Source organism: Amycolatopsis sp. H20-H5 (assembly GCF_035828755.1).
Classification (GTDB): domain Bacteria; phylum Actinomycetota; class Actinomycetes; order Mycobacteriales; family Pseudonocardiaceae; genus Amycolatopsis.
On record NZ_JAYMZS010000038.1, the window covers coordinates 38,336 to 62,778 of the forward strand.

Here is a 24,443-nt window from a genome sequence, read left to right on the forward strand (position 1 = left end):
AGTCGTGCCGCTCCCCTCCGCTGACACCGCCTGGCCGCCAGCTTCACTCGGCTCGGTGTCAGAGCGCATGTCGGTCTGGTCCGCTTGGTACTCCGGCGACCCGGACGAGCTCTCGGCCGTCTACGAGGGCATCGGGCGTCGCAACGTCCGGCACCCGAACCTGCGGCCCTCACAAATGCGCGGCGGCCTCGTCGGCACGCTTGCCCGCTGGTTCTGGGGCCAACCGGTTCCAATCGGCGAGAAGCGGACGAAGCTGCACCTGCCCGTCGCCTCCGACATCGCGGCGACCTCGGCGGACCTGCTGTTCTCGGAGCCGCCGAAGTTCACCGTCGCCGACACCGCGACACAGGACGTGCTTAACGAGCTGGTCGACGACGGGGTGCACGCCGGGCTGCTCGAAGGTGCCGAAGTCAGTGCCGCGCTCGGCGGGGTCTACCTCAAAGTCTGCTGGGACCGCGAACTGATGAACCGGCCATGGCTGGCCGCGATGCACGCCGACGCCGCGGTGCCCGAGTGGACCTGGAACAAGCTCGCCGCCGTCACGTTCTGGCGGGTACTGCACGAGGACGCCAACACCATTGTTCGCCACCTCGAACGGCACGAACCCGGCCGGATCCTGCACGGCGTCTACGAAGGTGGGCACCACAACCTCGGCCGCCCCGCCCCGCTGGCGGACTACCCGGAGACGGCCGGAATCGCGGACGCGCTCGACGGTGGAGAAGGCGACACAATCCTCACCGGTATCGACCAGCTCACCGCCGTCTATGTGCCCAACATGCGGCCAAACCGACTGTGGCGCAACAACCCGGCGGCCGCATACCTCGGCCGGTCCGATTACGCCGGGGTCGAGCCGTTCATGGATTCGCTCGACGAGATCTACACCTCGTGGATGCGTGACATCAGGCTGGCAAAGGCCCGCCTTCTGGTGCCTGACACCTACCTGACCTCGCGCGGGCCTGGCCGGGGCGCACTGTTCGACCCAGACCGCGAGCTCTACGAAGCGCTCAACGTGCTGCCAGGCGAGGGCGATATGCAGATCAAGCCCCAGCAGTTCGAGATCAGGATCGAGGAACACCGCGCGTCGGTCGAGCACTGGCTCGGGAAGATCGTCGGGGGCGCCGGCTACTCGGCGGGCACCTTCGGCGAAGTCACCGACGGGGCCCCGATCACCGCGACCGAGGTCCGGGCCCGGGAACGCAAGACCTACCGGACCAGAGCGAAGAAGATCGTGTACTTCCGGCCACCGCTCGGCGAGATCATCGAGGCCCTGCTCGGGGTGTACGCGATCCAGTTCGGCGCACAGGTCACGCCGGAACGGCCCGACATCGCCTTCGTCGAGGCCGTCAACGAGGATCCGAAGATCCTCGCCGAGACGGCGAACCTCCTGCACCAGGCCGAGGCAGCTTCCACCGAAACGCTGGTGCGCCTGATGCACCGCGATTGGGACGACCCTCAGGTGGACGCCGAGGTCGAGCGGATTCTCGACCAGCAAGGCGCATCAAACCCCGATCCGGTCGAGCTGGTCCGCGCGGCCGCCGCTCATGGTGCCCTGCCAGATCCCGGCACCACCGACGAGAAACCCCCGGACGACCCCGAGCAGTAAGAACCGGAGGTGATCGGTGGTGGTGGTCAACGCAGACGAAGTCGACCAGATCGCCGCCACTGTCGCCGACATCTACCGCGAGGCCGAGCTCGCGCTAGTCCGGATCATTGGCCGCTATCTAGCCGGGAACCTCGACTCCGACGCCGAGGCCCCGCAGTGGGCACAGGAGAAGCTCAACGACGTCGGTGCGCTGCGCAAGGCAGCGCAGGCAGTCGTAACCGGGCTTCAAGGCGACTCCGGCGGCGCGATCACCGAAGCCGCAGCAAAGGCGTTCCGTTCGGGCTGGCAGTCCGCCGTCACCGAGCTGCCGTCCGCCTGGTTCCCGAAGTCCGGCATTGGCCAGGCCGCGAAAGCAGCCACCGCAGAAACGCCCGGCTTCGCCGCGGTCGAAGCGCTGGCGGCCGCCGTGCACCGCGACATCGGCATTCGATCCGGCAACGTCCTGCGGGACGTCGTCGACGCCTACCGCGAAGTCATCACGGCCGCCACCGCGCGCACCGTGACCGGTACACAGACCCGGCGCCAGGCATCACAGGCCGCGTGGCAGCGGCTGATGAACCGCGGCATCTCCGGATTCATGGACCGCTCCGGGCGGCGCTGGCAGCTGTCGTCCTACGTCGAGATGGCCGTCCGGACTGTGACACAGCGAGCGGCCGTACAAGGCCAGACAGACCGGCTCGACACGTTCGGCGTCTCCCTGGTGATGGCCAGCGACCACGGCCAGGAATGCGCGCTGTGCCGCCCGTTCGAGGGCCAGGTGCTCGCGCTGACCGGACCGGCGGGCCAAATCACCGTCCCGCACGCCACCCGGGACAGCGAGACCGTCACGGTGACCGTGACGGCCACGCTCGACGACGCGCGCCGCGCTGGCTTCCAGCACCCCAACTGCCGCCACAGCGTCTCGGCGTACCTACCGGGCGTATCCCGGCTACCCGAGCAACCGACCGCGGACCCAGCAGGCGACCTTGCTCGGCAAAGACAACGCGAGCTGGAGCGCAGGATCCGTAAGGCGAAGGTCTCCGAGGCAGGAGCGCTGACAGACCAAGCACGCACCGCTGCGCGGGTCAAGGTGAGGGCCGCTCAAACGCAGCTGCGTGACCACCTGGCCGCCAACCCGAAGCTCAAGAGGCTGCGCTACCGCGAGCAGGTCGGCGCCGGGAGTATCCCGCCGAAGGGCAAGGGTGACCCGGCCGGAGGCATCGGGGCACCGGTGCAATCGACTCTCGACGGCAGCGCGGCAGTACGACCGGTTCGCACGCCGCACGCCAGCGTCGGCGATGTGGCCCAGGCTGCACGCGACGCCGAAGCGGACGCGCGTCGACCAGGGCTCGGACAGCTCGAACTTGGCGCAGATCCGCTCGCCGAGCTCGACCTCTCGAAGCTCACCGACGACGAGGTGAGCGATCTTCTCGGCGAACACGCCGATGATGACCTCGCCGTCGAGCAGGTTCTTAGAGAGCTCGACCGGCGCCAAGCCGTACAGGACGCAGCAGCAGAGCGGCGTGACGCCGACCGCGGCCGCCGCGAGCGAGCCAAGCAGCAACGGGAAGAGAAGCAGTGGAACGAGTTCGAAAAGCTTCTCGAACTCGGCCACGACGAGGAATCAGCGGTAGCTGAGGTGTTCGGCCGCACTGTCGAACAGCAACGACGAGACCGCGCCATAGCGTCCTTGCGGGACCAGGGATACGCAGGAAAGGGATTCGACGAATTGGCGCGCCAGGCGTACCGCGACCATGTGTACGAGCAGTACATCGCAGCAGAAGGCCCTACCCGGGGACACATGCTCACAGCGGACGGGCAAGCCCGGGGGATCAACCCACAGGAGTTGTTCTCCGGGCCTGAGTCCCGGGCCCGCAAGTGGGCAAGCGATGAGCTGAAAGAGTGGTGGGACCAGAACGGGCGGGTAACATTCGATCAGTACAAGAGCGATCTACTCGGCAACACCCCGGGATACCGAGGTTCCGCCGGAGACGGGTTCCTGCAATGAGTACGCCAGCCGGAGAGGCACGAGCAGCGTTGCGCGCTGGTCGAGCAGCCGCCGAGTCGAAACAGGCCGCCGATACGAACCCCTACAGGGGTGACGCATCGACGGCCCGCGAGCGCGTGCTCTGTCGCATGTGGACGCTCGGTTACTCAGGTGGCAATCCGATGCCAGTCGTCTACGAGGGTTGACGCGCTGGCCGACCTCCGCCGAAGCCCCGCCCGGGACGTTGTCCATGCCATCGGAACCAGTCATCCTTGCGCTCGTGCGCCCATCCCGGGTGCGCTCCGACCTTGACGTCCGGCTCGGGACAGGGGTGGGTTTCGGCGTAGCGTCCCTGCCACTTCGACACGGTCCCAGCGCTCACGCCGAACCACTCCCCGACCTGCCCCATATCGAGGTATTCGACCACCTCACACGCCCGCGAGCGCGTATTGCCCAGCACCAAACAGGTCGATGATGCCCGGCTCCGTGCCGTAGGACACCCCGGCGCTTACAGCCTGCCCACGGGCAAACTCGTCGAAAAAGTCGAGCTGCTCGGCAATCGGACCGAAGAGTTCCTCGTCGGTGAACAGCATCTCGATCCCCTTTACTTCGTCGAAGCACTGGACAAAGTAAAGGGGATCGACTCACCGTTGTCAAGAGTCGCGGCAACGGAATGGCGTTTACCCGCCCAGCTTCGCGAGCTCCTTCTCGTATTTCGGCCGGTCTGCCGCCGGAGTGCGCGCGCCCGTGTACGAGAGAACGACGCGCCCCTGTCTGTGGGTGCTGTCCGCGGCGGCCGCAGCGTAACGAGCCGCCGAAGTCTCGTCCGGGAATGACACGACCGTAATCGCGTCGGTCGTGATCATCTGTGCGCAACCCAACTGCGCGCAGTTCTTCGAGTTGTCTCGCGGTTTCGGCGCGCGCAGGCCAGCCGCGGCAAACCCGTCGACCACCTGTTGAGCAGTAAGCCCGGCAGCAACCGCACTTGGCGCGGGAGTCGCCGCGCCAGTCCCCATCGCCACCGTCGTCACCACCACGTCACTCGACCCCGCTCCCGGTTGCGACGTGGCGCCGCTCCCGCAGGCCGTGACGAGTCCGGCCATCCCCAAAACCACCGCTACCAAGATTCGCTTCACGCGAGATGCGTCGTTGCGCGGTCGCGGTCCGTTACCCGCCGAGTCAGGCGCTCGGCGGCTTCGAGGCTCCAGGAGGGCCGAATGTCCAGCACCACAACCGATGTCCTGCCCAGCGACGACGACCGGGAAACCGGCGACGCGCTCGGGGCGGGCGACGGCAACCAGCCCGGCGCCGAGCAGAACGCGGACAAAGCGAAGGCCAAGGCTCCGAAGCTCGAAGGCGAGTTCAACGAGGCCAGGGCCGCGAAACTGATCGAGAACCTGCGCGCCGACGTCGCCAAGGAGAAGGAGAAGCGCACCGGCGTCGAGACGGCCAGTAAGGCGCGGCTCGACGAGCTGGCGAAGCTGCTCGGCTTCAAGAAGGCAGATGACCTCGATCCGGAGAAGCTCGCCGCGGATCTCACCACGGCCCGCGACTCCGAGCGCACGACGAAGGTTGAGCTCGCCGTGCACCGCAGCGCGGGCAAGCTCGGCGGCGACCCGGACGCGCTGCTCGACAGCCGCTCGTTTCTGCGCGCGGTCGCCGACCTCGACCCCACGGCGAAGTCGTTTGGCACGGACGTCGAGGCCGCGATCAAGGACGCACTGAAGACCAACCAGAAGCTCAAAGCCGCGGCGGCAGGTTCCGCGCGGTCCGGGGGCGACATGCCAGGCGGCCCCGGCACGGGCGCCAAGGAACGCCCGAAGTCCCTCAATGCCGCGATCGGCAACCACTACCGCAGCGGCTCGTAACTACCTAGGAGAACCACATGCCCGTCACCCTCGCTCAGGCGCAGGTGAACACTCAGGTCGATGTCGACTACGCGGTCATCGACAACCTTCGCCGGTACAGCTGGCTGCTCGATCAGATCGTGTTCGACGACACGGTCACCCCTGGCACCGGCGGCGGCACCCTGACCTACGGCTACACCCGCCTCGTTTCCCCTGCGGCGGCCGGGTTTCGTCCGCTGAACTCGGAATACACCCCGGGGCAGGCCGTGCGGCAGCGCTACAGCTCGGATCTCAAGCCGCTGGGTGGCGCGTTCAGCGTTGACCGCGTGCTGGCCAACCTCGGCCAGGCGCAGACCAACGAGACGAGCTTTCAGCTACAGCAGCTGATTACCGCGACGCGCGGCAAGTTCCAGCGCGAACTCATCCTCGGTGACACCGCCGTGGACGGCAACGGCTTCGACGGACTGTCGAAGTCCCTGACCGGCACCGCCACCGAGAAGGTCGCCGGGTACGTCGCGGGCTCCGCGGACTGGACCCCTGCGGCGATCACCACGCAGCCGCTCGCGAACACGCGGCTCGACGAGGTCGACGATTGGCTCTCGGGCATCGTGCCCTCGCACACCGGGGGCGGCGACCAGGGTGCGCCCGGCGCGCTCCCGCCCGGGATGAAGGCCATCCTCGGCAACACGAAGAGCATCACCAGGTTCCGGGCGCTGGCACGCTGGGCGGCGCTCTACGAGAGCACGAAGGACGACCTCGGCCGCCAGATCGAGAAGTACGGCGACTGGTTCCTCGTCGACCTGGGCGACCGGGAGGACGGCGCTGCGCCGATCATTCCCCTCAGCGCGACTGGCACGACCGACCTGTACGCGGTCACCTTCGGGCTCGACGCGCTGCACGGTGCGTCCGTCGCGGGCTCGCCGCTGGTGCAGACCTGGATGCCGGACTTCTCGACCGCCGGGGCGGTCAAGACCGGCGAGGTAGAAATGGGCCCGGTGGCGATGGTCCTCAAGAACACCAAGGCGGCCGCGGTGCTGCGCGGGGTGAAAGTCCAGTGACCGACTACCGCGTTTCCACCCCGGTCAAGGACTTCACCGGCGTCGTGGGCGGCTGCGCGTTCGCGCAGGGCGTCTACTCCGGGCCCGTCGAGTCCGGCCCTCTGGGCTACTTCAACCAGGCCGGATACACCGTCGAGCAGCTCGACACGGCGCCGGAGGTTTCCGGCGAAGCCGAGCTCGCACCTCTGCCCGCGAAGTCCGCCAGCAAGGGCGAGTGGACCGCGGCCGCCGTCGCGCGCGGCCTGGCGGAGGCCGACGCCGACAAGCTCACGCGTGACGAGCTGGTCGCGCGTTACCTGAAGGAGGACGACAAGTGAGCCAGCTCGGTACGTACAAGGGCGTCGTCCGCGACGGCATCGGCTGGCTCAACTCGGCCGACCGACCGGACCCGACGCAGGTGTTCCACCGCGCGAACCTGCCGCGCGTCGGACTCGACGACGAGGCCGCGCTCAGTTCCGGCGTCATGACCGCGGTAGCGGTGTGGCTCAACGCCGGGGATCTCGTGACGAGCCTGTCGTTCATCTCCGGTGGGACCGCGCTCGCGGGGGGCACGAACCACTGGTTCGCGCTGTACTCCAACGCCGCAACCCCCGGGTTGCTCGCGCAGTCCGCTCCGCAGGGCGCAGCAGCGTGGGCGGCGGATACTGCGAAGACACTCGGCCTGGCCGTCCCGCAGCGGATCGCCTCGTCGGGGATCTACTGGGCCGCGTGCATGGTCGCGGCCGCCACCGTGCCGACGCTGGTCGGCACCATCGGCGCGAAGCCGGTTCTCGGCGGTGAGGGCAATCTCGCCGTCACGTCCGGATCCGCGCTCGCGGCGCTCGCGGCGGCAACTCTGGCGGCGCCCACGTTCAACCGCACCGTCCCGCTGGCGATCGCCAGCTAGTAACCAGACCACGAAGGCCGCGCCGCTCCCCCGGCGCGGCTTTCGTGCTGTCCAGGAGGAAACCCGATGCCCACCTACGAACGGATCGACGAGAGCGGAACCGTCGTCGAGCGCGTCAACCTCATCGACGGCAGCTACGAGCACACCCGAATCGGCATGGCCGCCATGGAAGGGCGCAGCGGATGGCGTACGCCACCCAAGCCGACGCCCGACCCGCCCCCAGAACCGCAGGACACCAAGGACAACCCCACCGCGGCCGCCCGACGGCGTACCGCCCGCACCGAAGGCGAGAACTAACGCCATGGCCCGTGACATTCCTGCCGCGCAGCTGTTCACCAGCGGCGGCCTGGCCCCGAACTACGCGCCTGTGACGGCGAACAACGACCAGATCCAGAACAACGGGCGCCGCCTGGTGCACCTCAAGAACGGCAGCGCCGCGCCGGTCACGATCACAGTCACCCTCGGCCGTGGCATCGACGGTACCTCGCCACCGACGAAGGTCGTCACCGTCGCGGCTGGAGCCGATCGGTTCGTCGGCCCCTGGGCGGCGGCCTACAACCAGGCCGACGGCACGGTGTCCGTCGACTACTCGGCGACCGTCACCGTAACGCGGGCCGTGCTAGAGCTCCCGGCGGTCTGACCGTGGCGACGCGCGTCTACGCAACCCGCGGTGACCTCCCGAGCGCCACCCCTGCAGGGAACCCAGTCCCTGCCGGCCCCGAGGCGACCCGGCTCCTGACCAGCGCGTCACGACTGATCGAGCGTGCGACGAAGGCCGCGGTCTACGCGACCAACGCCGCGTTCTATCCGACCGATCCAGACATCCGCGATGCGCTCCGGGACGCCACGTGCGAACAAGCACTGTGGTGGCTGGACAACCCCGGCGAGGAATCCGGAGCCACGCAGCAATACGCCAGCGTGGCTATCGGCACGGTGAAACTCGACCGCGGAACCGGCTCGACGGGCGGAGTCCCCGGACAGCGGCTCGCGCCTCAGGCAGACACCGTACTGAGCACCGCCGGACTTCTCCCCGGACACATCGTGCAGATCCAGACGTGGGAAGGGGCGTGGTTCTGATGGCCGGACTCCCCGCGCTCTTCCTGCGCCACACCGCGACGATCGAGCCGTTCGAGGGCGCCGGGCCCGCCGGACCGCTGTTCGGGACGCCCGTTTTGGTGCGGTGCTTCGCCGACGATCAGCGGCGCATGATCCGGGGCGACAACGGCACCGAAGTCGTGTCCAATACGACCCTGTACTGCCCGCTGATGACCGTGGCGCCGCCGGAATCGCGGGTCACCGTCAACGGCCGGGCAGTGTCAGTGCTTGCCGCGTATCGGCGCGACGGCGGCGGGCTGCCGACGCCGGACCATCTCGAACTCGCGCTGACCTGATGGCCAAGGGCTACGAGATCAACGTCGGCGATCTCGCAAAGATCACTGGCGCGACCCGCTCGGCCACAGTGCGCGGGCTGGTTCTGGCAGCCGAGCACGTGCTCGGCGAGGCACGCAAGATCGTCCCGCACGAAGAAGGCACTCTCGAACGCTCCGGTACGGCGTCCCTCGACGAGGCCGCACTCGCCGCGGCGATCTCGTTCGACACCCCGTATGCCGTGCGCCAGCACGAGGACATGTCGCTCAAGCACGACGACGGCCGCACAGCGAAGTACCTCGAAGGCCCGCTCACCGCCGAGGCTGCCACCGTGCGCGAGCTCATCGCGGCCGAGATCCGGAAGGGGCTGGCCACGTGAGCCTGACCGGTGACCTGGCTCGGCTGCTGGCCGAGCTGGGGCTTGGGACGTACACCCCAGGCGCGTCGGGCGGGTCGATCTACCTCTCGACGCTGCCACAGGTGCCGGACACCTGTACGGCCGTGGCGCGCTACGCCGGGCCAGAGTCCGATACCCGGCTGCCTTACGACGAGCTCAATGTTCAGGTGCGATGCCGCGGAGCGGTCCCGGATGCCGAGGGAGTCGAGGACCGGGCGCAGGCGGTTTACGACGCGCTGCACGGGCTCGGCGATCGCCGTCTCGCCGGAGGCGCGGTGCTGCAACTGGCCGTGGGCAACCAGTCCGGCCCGGTTTTCATCGGGCGCGACACCAACGGCCGTCCCGAGTGGACGGTCAATTTTCGTATGGAGCTTCGGCGAAGTACGCCGAACCGAATCGCATAGGAGAGGCGCATGGTCGCCCGGAAGATCAACGCACGAGACATCATCATTCAGGTTCGCGAGGCCGACGGCATCACCTGGTCTGCGATCGGCGGTCTCAACTCGGCTACGCCGAACCCATCGGAGAACGAGGAGACCGTCGACACGACGACCTTCGGCAGCCAGGGCAACTACGAGCAGGAGATCATGCAGCGCGGCGCGTCGCTAGCGCTGGAAGGGTTCTTAATCAAGGACGACACCACCGGTACGCAGGACCCCGGGCAGGCGCGGTGCGAGGTCGTCGGCACCCTGACCGGCTACGCGTCGCTCGGTGCGATCCGGTTCCGCCACCCCATGGACGCCGCGTGGAAGGTGTGGCCCGAGGCCACGTTCACCATCGGCGAGCAGGGCGGCGGCAACAACGACAAGACCGGTTGGAAGTGCGACATCATGCGGTCGGGCCCGAGCACCGTCGTGGCCGCGCCGTGAGCGCGCCAATCGCGTCCGGCCAGCTGCCGGAGTCCTACCGGCCGCCGATGCCGCCGCCGGAGCTTGAGGACGTCGACCACGACTTTGATGCCGCGTGGGCCGAGCGGCGCCGCAAGGGCAAGCGCGTCCGGATCCGCGGCAACGTTTACGAGCTGCCCGCCTCGGTTCCCGCGAAGGTGATCCTGTTCGCGGCTAAGGCGAAGCGGACCGGCGCCGATCTGGCGAAGCAAGTCGACCCGGTCGAGATCATCGACCTGCTGTCGAGCCTGCTCGGCACGGAGAACATCGGCCAGCTGCTCGCGGACGGCCTGGACTTCGACGAGATGGGCGACGTCATGGGCTACTGCATGGCGTCCTACCGGACGGACGTCGCGCCGGGGGAAGAGCAGGCCCCGGCGGTGGGGCCAGCACCGACCACACCCTCAGCCTGATCTTCAAGCACTGGCGGCTGCTGCGATCGGACTGGCGGCGCGAGTACCACGCCGACCTCATGCAGGAACTCGACGACGGCCTGCCCTGGGACACCTTCGTGACCTACTTGTCCGGCCTATCCGGCGAGTCCGCCTGGCGCACCGTCGCCGCCAACGAACCCGTCGAGCTCGACAGCGAGGACGCACAGCGCGCCCTTGCCAACCTGTGAAAGGAGGCGACCGTGGCGCTCTCGATCGGCGAGCTCGTCGGCTTCATCAACCTTGACGACAAGGGCTTCGCCTCAGGGCTCGACGGCGCGTTCGAGAAGTTCAAGGGCTTCGGCGGCAAACTCGGGGTCGCCGCGCTAGGCCTCGGCGTCGCCGCTGCCGGTGCCTTGGGCGTCGGGCTGGCCGGGGCGATGGACGCCAGCGCCGCAAACTCCAAGCTCGCCGCACAGCTCGGGTTGTCGAAGGACCAGGCGGCAGTCATCGGCAAGACGGCCGGAGAGGTCTACAGCGCAGGGTTTGGTGACTCCCTCGAGGGCGTCAACGACGCGCTCCGCTCCGTCATTCAGAACATGGACGTGCACGAGCTGTCCGGCGACGCGCTCAAGGGCCTGACCGAGGCGGCGCTCAATCTGTCTACGGCGTTCGGTGTCGACGTCACCGAGTCGACCAAGGCCGCCGGGCAGATGATGAAGACCGGGCTCGCCAAGGACTCGACCGAGGCGTTCGACATCATCACCGCCGGTATGCAGAGCGGGGTCAACGCGTCGGACGACTTCCTCGACACACTGAACGAGTACTCGACGCAGTTCCGCAAGCTCGGGCTCGACGGCGTGACCGCGACCGGTCTCCTGTCGCAAGGACTGCAAGCGGGTGCACGCGACAGCGACATCGTCGCCGACGGGCTCAAGGAATTCGCCATCCGGGTGAGCGCCGGGGGCAAGGCGACCAACGAGGCATACCAATCGATCGGGCTCTCGGGCCAGCAGATGACGGCCGCGGTCGCCGCCGGAGGTGATCGCGCGTCGGTGGCGTTGCAGCAGACGCTCGACGCGCTGCGCGGCGTGAAAGATCCGGTCGCGCAGTCCGCGGCCGCCGTCGCCTTGTTCGGCACGCAGGCCGAAGACCTCGGCGCCGCGCTGTACGCGCTCGACCCGTCGACCACTGTCGACAGCCTGGGCCAGGTCGGCGGCGCAGCCACCGAGATGGGCCAGACGCTCAACGACAACGCGACGGCGAACCTGACCAGCTTCACCCGGCAGATGAGCCAGGCGTTCGTCACCGTCGCCGGAACGTACGTGCTGCCGATCGTCGAGAAGATCGCCTCCGCGCTGGCGACGCTGCTCGGGCCCGCACTCCAGCTGATCGGCGGTTTCCTGACCGGGACGGTGATTCCGGCGCTGATGGGCTTCGCTCAATGGGTCGAGCAGAACTCGACGACGATCGGCATCGTCGCCGGGATCATCACCGCAGTGTTCCTGCCCGCTCTGATCGCGATGGGCGTCCAGGCCACCATCAACGCCGCGCGGGTAGTGGCCGGGTGGGTGCTCATGCAGACGGCGGCGATCCTCGCTCTCGTCGAACAGTCCGTGGCCGTGGTCGGCGTGGTGGCCGGGTGGGTGCTGATGGGCGTGCAGTCGCTCATTCAGGCTGCGCGGATGGCGGCGGCCTGGGTGATCGCCATGGGCCCGGTCGGCTGGATCATCGCGCTCGTTGTGGGGCTGGTCGCGCTGATCATCGCGAACTGGGACTCGATCAAGCAGTGGACGATCGACGCCTGGAACGCGATTTGGAAATGGGTGTCGGATCGGATTACCGACGTCCGTGACTGGGTGCGGGACAGGCTGCGCGACGTCCTGTCGTTCTTCGAGTGGCTCGGCGATCTGCCGGGCAAGGTCTCGGCCTGGTTCGGCGACATGAAGGACGCAGCCGCGGCGAAGCTAATCGAGTTGATCAACTGGGCGCGGGGCCTGCCGGACCGGATACTTGATGCACTGGGCGACTTGGGACAGCTGTTGGTCAACCAGGGCAAGGCGATACTCCGCGGCTTCCTCGACGGACTCAAGAACCAGTGGCACGCGATCACCGACTTCGTCGGCGGCATCGGTTCGTGGATCGCCGATCATAAGGGACCGCTGTCCTACGACCGGCGGCTGTTGGCCCCAGCGGGCCAGGTAATAATGCAGGGCTTTCACGAGTCACTGCGCGAAAATTTCGCTGTAGTGCAGGATTTCATCGGCGACATCGCACCATCCATTGCGGACAGTGCTGGCGATATGACTGGAGTCCTGTCCGGCGGCGGACGCTACGCCATCGCCGGAACCGTTGGCGGGCAAGCGATCGCGCCGGGTATGACCGGCGGCGGCCGCGCCTTGGTGCACATCGACAACTACCACCCGCCTGCCGACGCGCCGCCGGACGAGGTAGCTCGCGGCCTCGACTGGTTGTCCAAGAGCGGGGGGTACTGATGGCGGGCGAACTGCTCACGACCGACGGGCAGGTCGAATGGCGCGGGACGCTGCTCGGGCCGGGCACTCCGTTCGGCACGGTGAAGATCACCGGGCTGTGGGACCTGCCCGGCCAGCGCGGCGGCAATCCGCCGCTGCCCGGTTTCCACGGGAGTTACCTCGGCCAACGCCTGTCCACTGACCGGCAAGTGACATGGGACTTCAAGACCAAGACGGCCCGAGCGGATTTCGCCGGGGCCATCGCGACGTTGCGCGCCATCACCGCGCCCGACGAAAACCCCGGCAACGAGCCGCTCTACGTCCAGCTCGACGGCCTGGCCATGATGGTCAACGCCCGGGTCACCGGGCGGGCCATCCCCACCGACGTGCACTACAGCCTCGGCTACAGCGCCGGGTCGATCGCGTGGGAAGCCAACGACCCGAGAGTGTACGGGCGGGTCGAGAAGTCGACCTCGACCCGGCTGGCCGTGGCCGCCGGGGGTGGGCTCGATTTCGGCGGCGGTGGGCTCGATTTCGGCGGCGGCGGGCTCGCCTTCGGCGCCGGGGTCACCGGCGGCCAGTGCTTCGCGCTGAACGCTGGCCACGTCCCGACCTGGCCGCGCTTCGAGGTCGACGGGCCCACGCTGGGCCCGCAGATCCTCTACGGCGGCCGCGCGCTCCAGTTCGATCCTGCCTGGTCGCTGCTGGCCGGGCAGACGTTGCGCATCGACACCGCTCCCGGACGCCGCACGGTGGAAGTCAACGGCGTCAACGTGCGCCAACGGCTATTCACCGCACAGTGGACCGCCTTGCAGGGCAACGAGAACACCCGAATTCAGTTCCTGGCAGGCGCGTACAACGCAGCTGCCGAGCTCCGGCCGTACTGGCGGGACGCCTACCAATGACAAGGAGGTACGGCCGTGGCTGAGCGCGACTCCTGGGCCGTGATGAACGGCGCCACCCGTGTGGTCGACGCCGAGGACACCCGGGTCGGCACCGGCGCGCTATGGACCCCGGGCGCGACGACCGGCGCCGCCCGGACCGGCGTCGTCCCGGGCCCGAATGACGGCGGAAAGGTCGCTGCCACAGCCCCGACGCCCGGCGGGACGGTCACCGTGCAGCCCTTCCCCGCAGTGGTCAACGCCTCGCGCGGGCTCGGGCCGTACGTGGCGACGCTCGACTCGGTGAAGTCGGTGCCGATCCTCGACATTCCGGCCGATCCGTCGAACCAGCGGAACGACCTCATCGTGGCGCAGCAGTCCGACACGTACTACAACGACGCGACCACCTCGTACGTCGTGCGCCGAGTGCGCGGCACGGCCGGGCAAAACCCGCTCGACCCGCCGGTGACCGGTAGCCCTGACTACGTCGTGCTCGCCCGCGTGCGGGTAACCGCCGGGGCGCAGCAGATCACCGACTCGATGATCGACGACTTGCGGCCCGGCTGGACCGTGGCCGTGGGCGGAATCATCCCGGTCACCGGCCGGGTCCAGCGGGACGCGATCCCGAACCCGTTCCCCGGCATGAGCGTGTACCGGCGTGACAAGAACTGGATCGAGACGCGCAGCCTCACTGCCTGGCGGACACCGGACCTGGTGAAGACATCCGCCCTGGCCGATATTACGGACCCGCTTACCGGCCAGCTGGCGTTGCTGACCGCGGACAACATGCTGTATCGGTGGAGCGGCTCGGTGTGGGTCATCACGGCGAACCTGTCGGGCACCACGCCGGGCGGCGACTGGGAACTCAGCGCCGACAAACAGATCGACCGGCCGACGCTGATCGACAACATGAACGTGGTCAACACACCGCCGGTCGGCATCACGCACTTAAACGGCGTCTTCACCATCCAGACGCCGGGATGGTGGATCGTCACGTTCAGCGTCCGGTTTTCGAGCCCGGCCGCGGACAAGTACGCGTTCATCGCCGGAACGTCGCCGACGAACGTGCTCGCCAAGGACTCAACGAACGGCACCGCGAACACTCAAGCCGCCTTGACGAAGAAGTTTCAGTCCAACGCGCAGTTCCGCTGCTACGCCTGGTCGGGCACCTCGTCGCTGGCGGTCCACGAGTCGCCGGACGACGACATCACCGGCGTGTCCGCTGTCTGGGTGGGCCCGTAGTGGCCGTCCCGACCTACACGTACATGGTTCACGACCTGCTAACGAACAACCCGCTCGGCGAACTGCCGCTCACCGGCGTCGAGTTCACGAAGAAGGCCAACGACTCCGGCACGCTGCGCGGCTCGTTCACCGTGCAGCCGCGCAGCCTGCCCGATCGGCTCGTGCGTGACCCCTACGACCTGACGATGCCGTGCAGGCGGGCGATCTACGCCTATCGCGACGACCGGCCGATGTGGGGCGGGATCATCTGGACTCGCCGCTACGACAGCTCAAGCCGGGTGGTCGAGCTCGGGGCCGGAGACTGGTGGAGCTACTTCGATCACCGGCGCGTCGTGCCGCTGCTGACGAAGCCCGTGAACCCGGCCTACGACGTCGCCGAGCTGGTGCTCACCTACTCCGGCGTCGAGCAGAACCAGATAGCGCGCAACCTCGTCGCGCTGGCGCAGTCGCACACCGGCGGGAACCTCGGCATAGTGTTCGACGACTCGGCCGCGCTCATCCCTCGAGACCGCATGTACCGCGGCTATGAGCTGTCCAGCACCGGGGAGATGCTGCGCCAGCTGGCGAACGTCCTCGACGGGTCGGACATGATGTTCGATACCGCCGCCGATCCCAACGGGCGCCCGGTACGGCTGTTCCGGCAAGGCGCGCCGTACCTGGGACAGCAGGGCAGCCCGTGGGTATGGGAGTACGGCGCGAACCTCTCGTCGTACACCTGGCCGTCGGACGGAACCCGCTACGCCAGTCGCGTATTCACCACCGGTGAGGGCACCGTCGAGGGAACGCTCATCGCAGTGTCCGAGGACACCGACCCGTACACGCACGGGTTCCCGCTGATCGAGGCCGAGACCTCGTACACCACGGTGTCCAACCCGGGCACGTTGCAGCAGCACGCCGACGCCGACCAGTTCAGCGCGCGCCTGCCGGTGGTGCTGCCAGAGCTCACCATCCGCGGCGACATGGATCCGATCGTCGGGGCTTGGGGCATCGGCGACGACGCCCGGGTCCTGATCGAAGACGACTTCGTGCCCAGCGGCATCGACACCTCGCTACGGATCGTCGGTTCCAGTATCGCGCCCGGCGAAGACCAAGAAGTCGTCAGGCTGACAGTCGCACCCTTGCTCGACGACGTGGCATGAAAGAAGGGAAACCGTTGTGGGACAACTGAATCAGCCCACCAACATCATCGATCGCGTGGTTAAGCTCGAACGTGGCCTCGAAGCCATCCGCAAGATGGCTGGCCTTACCTCCGCGATCATCAGCCGCGGTGGCCTCACCCTGCTGAACAACTCGTTCGTCAAGATGGTCACCTCCGCCGGGATCGAATCCATGTACTTCGGGCCGGACAGTAACGGAAAACAGACGTTCATCCTCCGGCGCGACAACGGCAGCGCACTGTTCCACACCGGTTTCTACGCCGGACAGCCGTTTTTCGCACTCAGGGACCAAAACAACGCGATCCTCTTCTCGGACAACGCAGCTGGCGGCGGCGGCATGGCGCGTCCCTGGATTCCTGTGCCCTTGAAGCAGATGTTCCGCAGCCGATCGTCCGACACAGTCGTGAGCAGCAGCGGCGAATTGTTCGGCTACCACCACATCGCCAACTCACTTATTGCCTCAGAAACCGTTATGTGGCAAGGAAGAGTCTCGTCAATCCTGCACAGATTCATGGAAGTGCACGGAACATGGGGCCCCGCGATCGGCACCGGGACCGCTCAGTACCGGCTCAAGATCTCCGGCACCACAGTCGGAGCCTGGACCGCGAGCACGCTCGCGAACTCCAAGCAAGGCCCGTTCAACGTCGCCGAGTTCTTCGACCGAGACGGACAGACCATTCAACTCACATGCTCGACATCGGGCAACAGCACCGACGCGACCGCGTGCGATCTCGACTCGGTCTACCTGCGGGAATGACCAAAAACCAGGAAGGAACCCCGGCATGACCGGTGTGACCATCACGAACGAGGAAATCTTCGCCGAGCTCCGATCGGTGTCGGACAAGGTGAACCAGGTGGGCGGCAAGCTTGACGGCCTGGTGCGCGAGACGACCGACCACGAAAGCCGCATCCGCTCGTTGGAGAAGATCAACGTAGCCGACCACGAGAGCCGTATTCGCGCGCTGGAACGCAAGGTGTGGACGGCCGCCGGTGCGGCCGCTGTCGCCGGTGGCGGCCTCGTGCAAGCCCTGCACGCGATCGTGGGCGGCTGACGTGACAACCGTTCTCGACTACTCTGCGGGTCGTCCGCGCGGCGCCGCGGTGCGTGATGCCCGCCATGATGGCGTCGTCCGCTACATCGGGACGCCCGGCAGGACCAAGAACATCACCCGCGCCGAGTACGCCGACATGGTCGCCGCCGGGCGTGGGGTGGCGCTGGTCTACGAGAACCACGCCGGTGACGCTGCAGGCGGCTACGCGGGCGGACAGGCCGCCGCACGGGCGGCCCGTGCCGACGCCGACGCGATCGGGTTCCCCGCGGACCGGCCGGTCTACTTCGCGGTCGACTCTGACCAGGTGACCCGCGGCCAGTTCGCCGCGGTGATGGCCTACCTCGACGGCGCGGCCTCGATCCTCGGCGGGCTCGAGCTCGTCGGCGTCTACGGCGAGTTCGACGTGATCGAGATGGCTGTCGGCGTGCACGCCCGCTACGGCTGGCAAACCGCCGCCTGGTCCACGGGCAAACGCTCGAGCAAGGCCGCGCTCTACCAGCGGCTCGGACAGATCTACGTCGGCGGAATCCAGGTCGACGTCTCCGACATCCTCGCCCCGGATTGGGGCCAACACAACGCGCAGACGACCGGCGCAACCCAACGTGCCGGAACTGCCGGCACTCTCGACCAGGAGGACAGCATGGCCACCGCGCCCGCAGGAACAGATGATCACCTCAACCTCATCGTGAAGGGCAAAACCGCGCTCTACCTCGGGTGCAGCTGGAACGAGCGGGTCGAGGTCCACGCGATCCTGTTCTACGGCGACACCGGGCCCGACGCGCACGGCACGGGCGTCGGCGGCGCGGTGAACGCCACGACGTGGCAGTCCAACCGGCCCGGCCCGGTGCCCATTCCGCCCGGCGCGGCGATGGCCACCGTCCGCTACACCGCCAAGCATTCGTTCGCGGTCGGTGTCGTATGACGCGCCTCGACGTGGCCCGGATCCGGAAGTTCCTCGCAGGCGTCGCCGGGGCGATCGTCTCCGCCGGGGGAATCGCCGTCCTGTTCCCCGACCTGTCCGCCGGATGGGCGACCCTCATCACGGGCGCGGTGACCGCACTGGCCGTACTCGGTGGCCCGGCCAACACACCGAAGCCGCCCGTGGCCCCGCCAGTTGCACCAGTCGAACAAGTGTTCTAACGTGGCGTCGCCGGGCGGGTGGGGAAGACCCGCCCGGCCACCTGACCAGGAGTAGCGATGCCGTACCGAATCGTCCACCACGAAACCCGCGAGGCCCGCGCGTTCGACGACGCTCACAGGACTGCCTACTGGCTCGCCGACCAGGACGCCGCCCTTGACCGTAGGTCGCTGCCTGCCTTCATCGAGGACCAGGGGCTCACGCTTGAGGCGTCCGGATCCGCCCCGCTGATTGTCGGCGGTTGGGAGATCTACGAGCACGGCGACCCAGCTTGGTCGATGGGGCTTCAGCCGCGGACGAACGGCACCGCCCATGACGGCGTGCAGGTTTACGACACGGACGACGGCCACCCGGCCAGATGAACAAGCCCCGTCCGACCGGCTCAATCCGGTCGGACGGGGCGTTTCAGTCTTTTCTGTCTGACAAAGCCGCAGCTAGAAGCGAAGATCGCTGATCGACGCGAGGTCGATTCCGTAACGCGCGTAAACCTTGGTCGTGTTCACGCTGGTCAACTGGTCGGCGGCGAAGCCCAACAAGCTGGCGGTCTCGCGCACCTCGTCTGCGGTGTTTCCCTCGATCTCCAAGTATGGGGGAATGAGCGGCCACTCATCGAGCTCTATCGCCACCGTGCCCACCAGGTAACTGGTCCGGCGGTTCTCCTGGTACGCCTTCGGGGTGTACTTGAGTCGGCCCAACAGCTCGTTGGCGGTGTCGAAGTCCCCCACAGTGGTCTCCCACTCATGAGTGCCGTCAATGCCGTCATGCTCGATCTTCTTGACAGCCAGCGTGACCCGCTCGCCGTCGTCGCGTAGGCGAATCCACGTCGACTGATCACCCGGGTCGATGTCGTACACGTACCGACGCTGATGGCGAGACCCTAGGAGCACACCGTGCTCTAACAAAATCGCTGTGACCTTCTCGACGTCGATGTCAAGGATCTTGGCTTCGTTCTCGACGGTCATTACCTGGCGCCTTCCGGATCGTCACTGTCTCGGAGATCCAAGATCTCCCGCGCGAGCGCGCTACCGACGAAAGTATCCACGTCTTGACACAGGTCCATCCGTTGGATGCACACCCCGGCAAGCCATTGCCCGTCCTTGGTCTTGTACAACCTCGTCCCGTAGAACCCTTCCTGACAATCAGTGCCGTTGTTATACCGGCACTCGGAACACGTATCCGGCAGCCGTGTCGGCCGGATCCTCTTGACATAAATGCGACGTCCCTCGGGCAGCATGTACGAGGTGCGATAGCCGGACACGCCCCGGGTCACATGGTGAGCCTCGGCAACGGCGCCACGCTCGTGCAACACGGTGTCGATCGCATTGAGCGACTCGCGACCATCGTCGAGGGAGTTCAGCAGACGCACCGACAAGTCACAGCTGTACTCGTCAAGGAGACGATGCACCCGCTCGACATGAGTGTGGTCGACGACGACGATGTTCGCGTCCGCCTTCACCCCGCTGTCGAGACAGGCGCGAATCGAGTCTTTCAGCGCGGTGATTTTCTTCCCGGCGCGTGCCGGGTCTGCGAACCGCTGGTGCTGTACTTGCACCAGCTCGTCGGCGGTGGTCCCGAAGACAGAAAAGTTGACTTTCGTGAGTCCGGCTTTCGCGGCGGCGGGGATGGTGCGGGCACCATTTTCGCCATTCGACGTCATTCGTACCGAGTACCCCGCTTCGGTCGACAAGCGCACGATCTCGGCTAGCTTCGGGTGCAACGTGGGTTCGCCGCCGGTCAGATGCAGTTCTGTGTAGCCAAGGGTGACGCGAAGTTTGTTGATGGCCGCGGCGTACTCCGGTCCGGGCAGCATCGTCGCCGGAACGAAATCGACCCCGTTGCGCTCTGCGTAGATCGACATCCGGCCGCTGGCACCGGTTGCCGCCATCGGCAGGCCCACCCGCTGGTCTGCGGCAACCGGTGTTCCCTCGTTGTGGCAGAAGGTGCACGTCATCCCGCAGGCGTCGAGGATCTTGACTCGAAGGGTGCGATCTGGCGTAACTCGAATGGGTAGAGCAGACATGGTCGGGCTCCAATTCCGAAGCGACAGAGGGTGAGCCGATGAAGCGGCCAGCTGGCGAGCTCCACCGGGGTTATGAGGGCGCGTGGAAGCCCGGCCGCCGCACTGCACGAGGGGAACGGTGCGACGGCCGGACGATCAGGGGGCGGCTACAGCCGCTCGTGCCAGTGCTCGCAGGCCCACGCGTAGCCAGCCGACCGGTAGACCACGTGGCAGTGGAAGCAGGCCCGGATCTCCAGCTCGTAGGGCGTCCAGGTCGTCATCTCCTCCGGCGTCGCACGCCCCTTCGCGGCGGACGGCAGGGGCGTTGCCTGCGTGCGCAGCTGGACGCCGGTCATCGCTCGCCCCGCTGGGCGAGCTTGCGCAGATCCGCTAGCGACTGCTCGATGTTCACGGCCACGTCGAGGGTGTCGAGGATCGCGGTCGGGCCGTTGCCGACGCCGATCGCGGCGACAACCTCACCCGCTGTGTTGGTGGTCAGGCCGATGGTCACGGTGACCGGACGGCCGAGGGAGTCGACACTCGACACCACCCGTGTCCTACGCCAGCCACGCGGATCCGTCACGAGATCCGCCCGGTGCGGACCAGCGTGAGTTCGGCGCGGCACTCGTGACAGACCTGGAAAGGGGCGCCCGTCGTAATGGGGCCGGGGTCGATGTCCCGGCGCCGGTGCAGCTCTGGTGCGAGTTTCCCGACCAGGCACCACGGCGTCAGCTCACCAATCGAGCTGTCGGCCAGCTCCCGCTTCAGATAGAGGTGCGGCGCACCGTGCGCGCGGTAGTACCGCGCCGCGTAGTTGGCCTCCGTGACGACCGAGGCGGCCTCGACCAGCGTGTGTCTTCCCATCGCGTCCAACTCCCTCACTGAAAGTCGCGAAAGCGATGCTAAGAGCAACCAGGTGTCCGAAAGGACAACAAAGGGACACCTGCGACGACGACCCCGTACCGTGGGAGTGGATGAGCGCATTTGATGAGCAGCAGGGAGCGGTGGGGATGGCGACTGAGGGTGTCGGCGCGCGGCTCAAGGCGGCGCGCAAGCTGGCCGGGGTCACACAGGTGTGGCTCGAATCACGGATCGGTTACACGCTCTCGATGATCAAAAAGGTCGAGCAGGGCAGCAAGCCCGCCAGCGCTGCGTTCGTGGCCGAATCAGCCCGAGCGCTCGGCATCAACCCCGCCACGCTGTACGGAACCAACGGACGTGAGGTCGTGGCCGAGCCCAGCCAAGACTCCGCCAGCATCGCCGAGTTGCGCACCGCGCTCGACCTGTTCGACGACCCCCGCCCGGAGGGCAGGCCGCTGACGCTCGCCGCGATCGACAGGAAGCTGTCCACGGTCGCCGAGGACGTGCTGAGGCTCCGGCTCGGTGCTGCCGCCCGTGACCTTCCTGCTCTGCTTCACCACCTCTACGTCCTGGCTGAGCGGCCAGACCACAAGGGCGAACAGGCCCGTGCACTGCTGCACGATGCGTACCGCCTGACCGCCACCGTGGCCGGTCGATTCCGGCAAACAGACCTCGCGGCGATCGCCTCTGAGCGTCATGTCCAGATCGCCGAATCCACAGGCGACCCGCTCCGGGTCTCCATCAGCAAGTACCACCGAAGCAGGCGCTACCTCCAAAACGGCGACTTCAGCGCCGGGCTCCGGCTGCTAGAGCGCGCCCGGGAGAACGTGGGCAGCAACACGGCGGGCAAGGCTGTCACGGTCCAACTGGACCTATGCGCGGCAATGCTTGCCGCCCGATCCGGCGACGTAGTTCAGGCAGACGGCTACCTTGAGGAAGCCCGCTCGCTATCCACGGAGTTCCGTCTCCCGGAAGCGCCGTACCACGGCGTGGACGCCAGCATGACGAACATCCTCGCCCACTGGTGCGCCGCGCCGGTCGAGAATTACGACGGCACGGAGGCAGTCCGCCGGGCGGCCGAAGTCGAGATAGAGGACCCGCACCGGCCGGAGCGCGTCGGGCACCACCACATCGACATGGCGCGCGCATGGGTACTCCACGGAGACCGCCGTCACGCGTTGAAACAGCTCAACATGGCTCGCCGGGTGGCGCCGAACACCACCCGCCACCACCCGGCCGTCCGGGAAACGGTGCTCGCGATGGCCAACGCGGACCACCGGGCTACGGACTCCTTGGCCGGATTCGCTCAGTGGGCTCACATCAAAGTCTGAGCCATCGCAACGACCGAAGGCCCCGGCGATTCGTGAACGCCGGGGCCTTCGTCGTCAAGACCTGTTCTCGCAGGTCAGGCCATGTGTCGTTCGCAACTTCACTCGAACGAGTGCTTCGCGTCGTACTCCCCATGGCTGTGGTCGGAGGCGAAGGACGGCGTCAACCTCAACGACCGGTATCGGGCCGCGATCGAGATCACCCAGCGCAGCACCGATTTCTGGGCGCAGAAGCTCACCGACATGGGCGCGGGCAACGAGTTCGGCGGCGTCTACAACAAGGGCATCCTGGCCATGCACGCGCTGCGGAGGAAGGTCGGCGAGGCCGCCTTCGCCGAGGTCCTGCGCGGCTGGCCCGCCGAGCACCGCCACGGCAACGCGTCGTGGGCGGAGTTCGAAACCTTCGTCAGCCACACCGCCGGGCAGGACCTGCACGCGTTCTTCGACGACTGGTTCCGCGGCACGAAACTGCCCGCCGACGCCGACCTCCACCCGGGCGCGCTACGCACCTGACCCGTTCCCCAGCAGCGAGCGGGTCAGCGCGTTGTGGGCTTCGTTCATCTCGCTCAGGGCGGCGGTGAGTTCCCGGTCGCCCACGGTGACCGGGGTCCGGTCCGGATCCTCGACGATGCTGCGCAGCGCCGCGCGCCGGAGTAGTTCCTTGACGAACGAGGCCGTCACCCCTTCGCTCTGCTCGACCACCGGCCCGAGGTCGGCCGTCAGGTCCACCCCGCGGCCGTAGAGCCGCAACAGCTTCAGCCTGCCTTCGGCGTCCGGCTTGGGAATCTCGATCGCCAGGTCGACCCGGCCGGGGCGGTCGGCCAGCGCGCGTTCCAGCTCTTCGGCGCGGTTGGTGGTCAGCAGGAAGGTGACGTCGGCGTCGTGGCCGACCCCGTCCATCGCGTCCAGGAGCGTGAACAGCAGCGGGTTTCCCATCGGTGTGTGGCTGCGGTCCTGGGCGATGAGGTCGACGTCCTCCAGCACCACCAGGCTCGGCTGGAGCCGCCGGGCGAGCTCCGCGGCCTTCGTGATGTACCGCATGGCCAGCCCGGTCAGCACGATGACCGTGCTGCCCGGCAACCGGCCCATCAGGTACCGGACCGTGTGCGTCTTGCCCGTTCCCGGCGGCCCGTGCAGGAGCAGCCCGCGCTTGAGGTGCTGCCCCGCCGCGAGCAGGCGTTCCCCGTGGGAGGCGATGCTCACCGTGTGCCGCTCGATCGCGTCGAGCACGCCGTCCGGGAGGACGACGTCCTCGTCGGCGAGCTTGGGCCGGGGCAGGAAGGTCAGCAGTTCGTTGCCGCGGTTCTCGCTCGTGCCGAACGCCAGCACCTGGCCGCGGAACACGTCGTGCACGCTCATCAGGTGCTCGACCCGGTCGCGCACGACGGTCGCGGTCTCCCTGGCCACCGACAGCACCTCGACCCGGCACATCGCCTGGCCGAACTGCGGGTTCGCGCCGCGGACGCCGATCACCACCCGGGTGCCGTCGGGCGCCTTGGTCGTGATCAGGCCGAGCTGGACGACCTCGGTGGCCTCGTCGGGACCGATCGCGGCCGTGGCGAAGTCCACCGCGCCCAGCTCGTACATGCCGTGCCTGCGCGCCGAAGCGAGCATGCTGACCAGCTCTTCGTTACCCCGATGGCCGCCCACGAGGCCGAACCACTCCGGCCCGGTGCCACGCTCGGCCAGGTAGGCGTCGACGCCACGCTGCAGGTTCGCGTGCTCCCAGCTCTCCCACTGCCGCCCGACGACCACCACCTGCGACAACGGCACGCCGAGCCAATCGGTCACCTTGTCGACGAGCTCGCTGGTCTGCCCGGAACCCACCGTCTCGGCGGTGGCGCGGATGATCCGCTGCAGGTCGGTCGCGAGTTCCCTGAGTACCTCTTCACTCCCCATGAGTCCAGGGTGGCACAGCTCACACTCCG

Annotated in this window: 34 protein-coding genes; 26 read left to right on the forward strand and 8 right to left on the reverse strand. The window is 67.6% G+C overall.

What is annotated here, in order from left to right; all coding sequences use genetic code 11:
* Window positions 1–55 precede the first annotated feature (55 nt).
* Both QMK34_RS21670 and QMK34_RS21675 read left to right on the forward strand, forming a co-directional pair.
* The gene (locus QMK34_RS21670; RefSeq protein ID WP_326416004.1) at window positions 56–1,603 is read left to right on the forward strand and encodes a phage portal protein; all 1,548 of its coding nucleotides are present in this window, start codon (window positions 56–58) and stop codon (window positions 1,601–1,603) included.
* A gap of 19 nt (window positions 1,604–1,622) precedes the next feature.
* Complete coding sequence (locus QMK34_RS21675; protein ID WP_326416005.1) at window positions 1,623–3,590, forward strand: phage minor capsid protein; 1,968 nt, start codon at window positions 1,623–1,625, stop codon at window positions 3,588–3,590.
* A 407-nt stretch (window positions 3,591–3,997) separates the two neighbouring features.
* Here QMK34_RS21675 and QMK34_RS21680 read toward each other — a convergent pair whose 3' ends face one another.
* Window positions 3,998–4,162 (reverse strand): hypothetical protein, encoded by a 165-nt coding sequence (locus QMK34_RS21680; protein ID WP_326416006.1) that lies wholly within the window; start codon window positions 4,160–4,162, stop codon window positions 3,998–4,000.
* Window positions 4,163–4,249: 87 nt separating this feature from the next.
* Window positions 4,250–4,606, reverse strand: coding sequence for a hypothetical protein (locus tag QMK34_RS21685; RefSeq protein ID WP_326416007.1), 357 nt, complete (start codon window positions 4,604–4,606; stop codon window positions 4,250–4,252).
* 180 nt (window positions 4,607–4,786) lie between these two features.
* On the opposite strand from QMK34_RS21685, the gene QMK34_RS21690 reads away from it, so the two are divergent.
* From QMK34_RS21690 to QMK34_RS21795, 22 genes are all read left to right on the forward strand, one after another.
* A complete protein-coding gene (locus QMK34_RS21690) occupies window positions 4,787–5,437 on the forward strand; it encodes a hypothetical protein (protein WP_326416008.1) in 651 nt (216 codons plus the stop codon).
* A gap of 17 nt (window positions 5,438–5,454) precedes the next feature.
* Complete coding sequence (locus tag QMK34_RS21695) at window positions 5,455–6,474, forward strand: major capsid protein (protein WP_326416009.1); 1,020 nt, start codon at window positions 5,455–5,457, stop codon at window positions 6,472–6,474.
* Complete coding sequence (locus tag QMK34_RS21700; RefSeq protein WP_326416010.1) at window positions 6,471–6,791, forward strand: hypothetical protein; 321 nt, start codon at window positions 6,471–6,473, stop codon at window positions 6,789–6,791. The genes QMK34_RS21695 and QMK34_RS21700 overlap by 4 nt, the downstream gene beginning before the upstream one ends.
* The gene (locus tag QMK34_RS21705; RefSeq protein ID WP_326416011.1) at window positions 6,788–7,360 is read left to right on the forward strand and encodes a hypothetical protein; all 573 of its coding nucleotides are present in this window, start codon (window positions 6,788–6,790) and stop codon (window positions 7,358–7,360) included. The genes QMK34_RS21700 and QMK34_RS21705 overlap by 4 nt, the downstream gene beginning before the upstream one ends.
* Window positions 7,361–7,426: 66 nt before the next feature.
* The gene (locus QMK34_RS21710) at window positions 7,427–7,657 is read left to right on the forward strand and encodes a hypothetical protein (protein ID WP_326416012.1); all 231 of its coding nucleotides are present in this window, start codon (window positions 7,427–7,429) and stop codon (window positions 7,655–7,657) included.
* Window positions 7,658–7,661: 4 nt separating this feature from the next.
* Window positions 7,662–8,000, forward strand: a complete 339-nt coding sequence (locus QMK34_RS21715; protein WP_326416013.1) for a hypothetical protein — start codon at window positions 7,662–7,664, stop codon at window positions 7,998–8,000.
* Between the two features lie 2 nt (window positions 8,001–8,002).
* Window positions 8,003–8,437, forward strand: a complete 435-nt coding sequence (locus QMK34_RS21720) for a hypothetical protein (protein ID WP_326416014.1) — start codon at window positions 8,003–8,005, stop codon at window positions 8,435–8,437.
* On the forward strand, window positions 8,437–8,751 hold the full coding sequence (locus QMK34_RS21725) for a hypothetical protein (protein ID WP_326416016.1): 315 nt from the start codon (window positions 8,437–8,439) through the stop codon (window positions 8,749–8,751). The genes QMK34_RS21720 and QMK34_RS21725 overlap by 1 nt, the downstream gene beginning before the upstream one ends.
* On the forward strand, window positions 8,751–9,107 hold the full coding sequence (locus QMK34_RS21730; protein WP_326416017.1) for a minor capsid protein: 357 nt from the start codon (window positions 8,751–8,753) through the stop codon (window positions 9,105–9,107). The genes QMK34_RS21725 and QMK34_RS21730 overlap by 1 nt, the downstream gene beginning before the upstream one ends.
* Window positions 9,104–9,529 (forward strand): minor capsid protein, encoded by a 426-nt coding sequence (locus tag QMK34_RS21735; RefSeq protein WP_326416018.1) that lies wholly within the window; start codon window positions 9,104–9,106, stop codon window positions 9,527–9,529. The genes QMK34_RS21730 and QMK34_RS21735 overlap by 4 nt, the downstream gene beginning before the upstream one ends.
* A 9-nt stretch (window positions 9,530–9,538) precedes the next feature.
* Window positions 9,539–9,994: a phage tail tube protein gene (locus tag QMK34_RS21740; protein ID WP_326416019.1), complete on the forward strand. Its 456-nt coding sequence runs from the start codon at window positions 9,539–9,541 to the stop codon at window positions 9,992–9,994.
* Window positions 9,991–10,425: a hypothetical protein gene (locus tag QMK34_RS21745; RefSeq protein ID WP_326416020.1), complete on the forward strand. Its 435-nt coding sequence runs from the start codon at window positions 9,991–9,993 to the stop codon at window positions 10,423–10,425. Before QMK34_RS21740 ends, QMK34_RS21745 begins: the two co-directional genes overlap by 4 nt.
* A gap of 59 nt (window positions 10,426–10,484) precedes the next feature.
* A complete protein-coding gene (locus QMK34_RS21750; protein ID WP_326416021.1) occupies window positions 10,485–10,634 on the forward strand; it encodes a hypothetical protein in 150 nt (49 codons plus the stop codon).
* Between the two features lie 12 nt (window positions 10,635–10,646).
* Window positions 10,647–12,878 (forward strand): phage tail tape measure protein, encoded by a 2,232-nt coding sequence (locus QMK34_RS21755; protein WP_326416023.1) that lies wholly within the window; start codon window positions 10,647–10,649, stop codon window positions 12,876–12,878.
* Entirely contained in the window at window positions 12,878–13,762 is an 885-nt protein-coding gene (locus QMK34_RS21760) for a hypothetical protein (RefSeq protein WP_326416024.1), read from the forward strand. Before QMK34_RS21755 ends, QMK34_RS21760 begins: the two co-directional genes overlap by 1 nt.
* Window positions 13,763–13,777: 15 nt before the next feature.
* Complete coding sequence (locus QMK34_RS21765; RefSeq protein ID WP_326416025.1) at window positions 13,778–14,980, forward strand: hypothetical protein; 1,203 nt, start codon at window positions 13,778–13,780, stop codon at window positions 14,978–14,980.
* On the forward strand, window positions 14,980–16,119 hold the full coding sequence (locus QMK34_RS21770) for a hypothetical protein (RefSeq protein WP_326416026.1): 1,140 nt from the start codon (window positions 14,980–14,982) through the stop codon (window positions 16,117–16,119). Before QMK34_RS21765 ends, QMK34_RS21770 begins: the two co-directional genes overlap by 1 nt.
* Before the next feature lie 16 nt (window positions 16,120–16,135).
* A complete protein-coding gene (locus tag QMK34_RS21775; RefSeq protein ID WP_326416027.1) occupies window positions 16,136–16,894 on the forward strand; it encodes a hypothetical protein in 759 nt (252 codons plus the stop codon).
* Window positions 16,895–16,919: 25 nt separating this feature from the next.
* Window positions 16,920–17,189, forward strand: a complete 270-nt coding sequence (locus QMK34_RS21780; protein WP_326416028.1) for a hypothetical protein — start codon at window positions 16,920–16,922, stop codon at window positions 17,187–17,189.
* Window position 17,190: 1 nt separating this feature from the next.
* Entirely contained in the window at window positions 17,191–18,111 is a 921-nt protein-coding gene (locus QMK34_RS21785; protein ID WP_326416029.1) for a glycoside hydrolase domain-containing protein, read from the forward strand.
* Window positions 18,108–18,329, forward strand: a complete 222-nt coding sequence (locus tag QMK34_RS21790; RefSeq protein WP_326416030.1) for a hypothetical protein — start codon at window positions 18,108–18,110, stop codon at window positions 18,327–18,329. Before QMK34_RS21785 ends, QMK34_RS21790 begins: the two co-directional genes overlap by 4 nt.
* A 57-nt stretch (window positions 18,330–18,386) precedes the next feature.
* Entirely contained in the window at window positions 18,387–18,689 is a 303-nt protein-coding gene (locus tag QMK34_RS21795) for a hypothetical protein (RefSeq protein WP_326416032.1), read from the forward strand.
* Window positions 18,690–18,761: 72 nt separating this feature from the next.
* Here QMK34_RS21795 and QMK34_RS21800 read toward each other — a convergent pair whose 3' ends face one another.
* The 5 genes from QMK34_RS21800 to QMK34_RS21820 all read right to left on the reverse strand — a co-directional run bounded on the left by QMK34_RS21800 (window position 18,762) and on the right by QMK34_RS21820 (window position 21,190).
* Window positions 18,762–19,289 (reverse strand): class IV adenylate cyclase, encoded by a 528-nt coding sequence (locus tag QMK34_RS21800; protein ID WP_326416033.1) that lies wholly within the window; start codon window positions 19,287–19,289, stop codon window positions 18,762–18,764.
* Complete coding sequence (locus QMK34_RS21805) at window positions 19,289–20,347, reverse strand: radical SAM protein (protein WP_326416034.1); 1,059 nt, start codon at window positions 20,345–20,347, stop codon at window positions 19,289–19,291. The genes QMK34_RS21800 and QMK34_RS21805 overlap by 1 nt, the downstream gene beginning before the upstream one ends.
* A gap of 146 nt (window positions 20,348–20,493) precedes the next feature.
* Window positions 20,494–20,682 carry a hypothetical protein gene (locus tag QMK34_RS21810; protein ID WP_326416035.1) on the reverse strand — a complete coding sequence of 63 codons (189 nt, stop codon included), beginning with the start codon at window positions 20,680–20,682 and terminating at the stop codon, window positions 20,494–20,496.
* Complete coding sequence (locus QMK34_RS21815) at window positions 20,679–20,873, reverse strand: hypothetical protein (RefSeq protein WP_326416036.1); 195 nt, start codon at window positions 20,871–20,873, stop codon at window positions 20,679–20,681. Before QMK34_RS21815 ends, QMK34_RS21810 begins: the two co-directional genes overlap by 4 nt.
* Window positions 20,874–20,905: 32 nt before the next feature.
* A complete protein-coding gene (locus QMK34_RS21820; protein WP_326416037.1) occupies window positions 20,906–21,190 on the reverse strand; it encodes a hypothetical protein in 285 nt (94 codons plus the stop codon).
* A 110-nt stretch (window positions 21,191–21,300) separates the two neighbouring features.
* On the opposite strand from QMK34_RS21820, the gene QMK34_RS21825 reads away from it, so the two are divergent.
* Both QMK34_RS21825 and QMK34_RS21830 read left to right on the forward strand, forming a co-directional pair.
* Entirely contained in the window at window positions 21,301–22,518 is a 1,218-nt protein-coding gene (locus QMK34_RS21825) for a helix-turn-helix domain-containing protein (protein ID WP_326416038.1), read from the forward strand.
* Between the two features lie 81 nt (window positions 22,519–22,599).
* On the forward strand, window positions 22,600–23,028 hold the full coding sequence (locus QMK34_RS21830) for a M1 family aminopeptidase (RefSeq protein ID WP_442785187.1): 429 nt from the start codon (window positions 22,600–22,602) through the stop codon (window positions 23,026–23,028).
* Here QMK34_RS21830 and QMK34_RS21835 read toward each other — a convergent pair.
* Window positions 23,017–24,414, reverse strand: coding sequence for an ATP-binding protein (locus QMK34_RS21835; RefSeq protein WP_326416039.1), 1,398 nt, complete (start codon window positions 24,412–24,414; stop codon window positions 23,017–23,019). The two genes, QMK34_RS21830 and QMK34_RS21835, sit on opposite strands and share 12 nt — an antisense overlap.
* Window positions 24,415–24,443 lie beyond the last annotated feature (29 nt).

Coding starts and splice junctions, on each gene's coding strand:
- QMK34_RS21790 (WP_326416030.1), top strand. CDS start 18,108: ATGACGCGCCTCGACGTGGCCCGGATCCGGAAGTTCCTCGCAGGCGTC.
- QMK34_RS21730 (WP_326416017.1), top strand. CDS start 8,751: ATGGCCAAGGGCTACGAGATCAACGTCGGCGATCTCGCAAAGATCACT.
- QMK34_RS21715 (WP_326416013.1), top strand. CDS start 7,662: ATGGCCCGTGACATTCCTGCCGCGCAGCTGTTCACCAGCGGCGGCCTG.
- QMK34_RS21710 (WP_326416012.1), top strand. CDS start 7,427: ATGCCCACCTACGAACGGATCGACGAGAGCGGAACCGTCGTCGAGCGC.
- QMK34_RS21830 (WP_442785187.1), top strand. CDS start 22,600: ATGTGTCGTTCGCAACTTCACTCGAACGAGTGCTTCGCGTCGTACTCC.
- QMK34_RS21820 (WP_326416037.1), bottom strand. CDS start 21,190: ATGGGAAGACACACGCTGGTCGAGGCCGCCTCGGTCGTCACGGAGGCC.
- QMK34_RS21805 (WP_326416034.1), bottom strand. CDS start 20,347: ATGTCTGCTCTACCCATTCGAGTTACGCCAGATCGCACCCTTCGAGTC.
- QMK34_RS21800 (WP_326416033.1), bottom strand. CDS start 19,289: ATGACCGTCGAGAACGAAGCCAAGATCCTTGACATCGACGTCGAGAAG.
- QMK34_RS21835 (WP_326416039.1), bottom strand. CDS start 24,414: ATGGGGAGTGAAGAGGTACTCAGGGAACTCGCGACCGACCTGCAGCGG.
- QMK34_RS21795 (WP_326416032.1), top strand. CDS start 18,387: ATGCCGTACCGAATCGTCCACCACGAAACCCGCGAGGCCCGCGCGTTC.
- QMK34_RS21750 (WP_326416021.1), top strand. CDS start 10,485: ATGCAGGAACTCGACGACGGCCTGCCCTGGGACACCTTCGTGACCTAC.
- QMK34_RS21690 (WP_326416008.1), top strand. CDS start 4,787: ATGTCCAGCACCACAACCGATGTCCTGCCCAGCGACGACGACCGGGAA.
- QMK34_RS21825 (WP_326416038.1), top strand. CDS start 21,301: ATGAGCGCATTTGATGAGCAGCAGGGAGCGGTGGGGATGGCGACTGAG.
- QMK34_RS21760 (WP_326416024.1), top strand. CDS start 12,878: ATGGCGGGCGAACTGCTCACGACCGACGGGCAGGTCGAATGGCGCGGG.
- QMK34_RS21810 (WP_326416035.1), bottom strand. CDS start 20,682: ATGACCGGCGTCCAGCTGCGCACGCAGGCAACGCCCCTGCCGTCCGCC.
- QMK34_RS21695 (WP_326416009.1), top strand. CDS start 5,455: ATGCCCGTCACCCTCGCTCAGGCGCAGGTGAACACTCAGGTCGATGTC.
- QMK34_RS21680 (WP_326416006.1), bottom strand. CDS start 4,162: ATGCTGTTCACCGACGAGGAACTCTTCGGTCCGATTGCCGAGCAGCTC.
- QMK34_RS21780 (WP_326416028.1), top strand. CDS start 16,920: ATGACCGGTGTGACCATCACGAACGAGGAAATCTTCGCCGAGCTCCGA.
- QMK34_RS21725 (WP_326416016.1), top strand. CDS start 8,437: ATGGCCGGACTCCCCGCGCTCTTCCTGCGCCACACCGCGACGATCGAG.
- QMK34_RS21740 (WP_326416019.1), top strand. CDS start 9,539: ATGGTCGCCCGGAAGATCAACGCACGAGACATCATCATTCAGGTTCGC.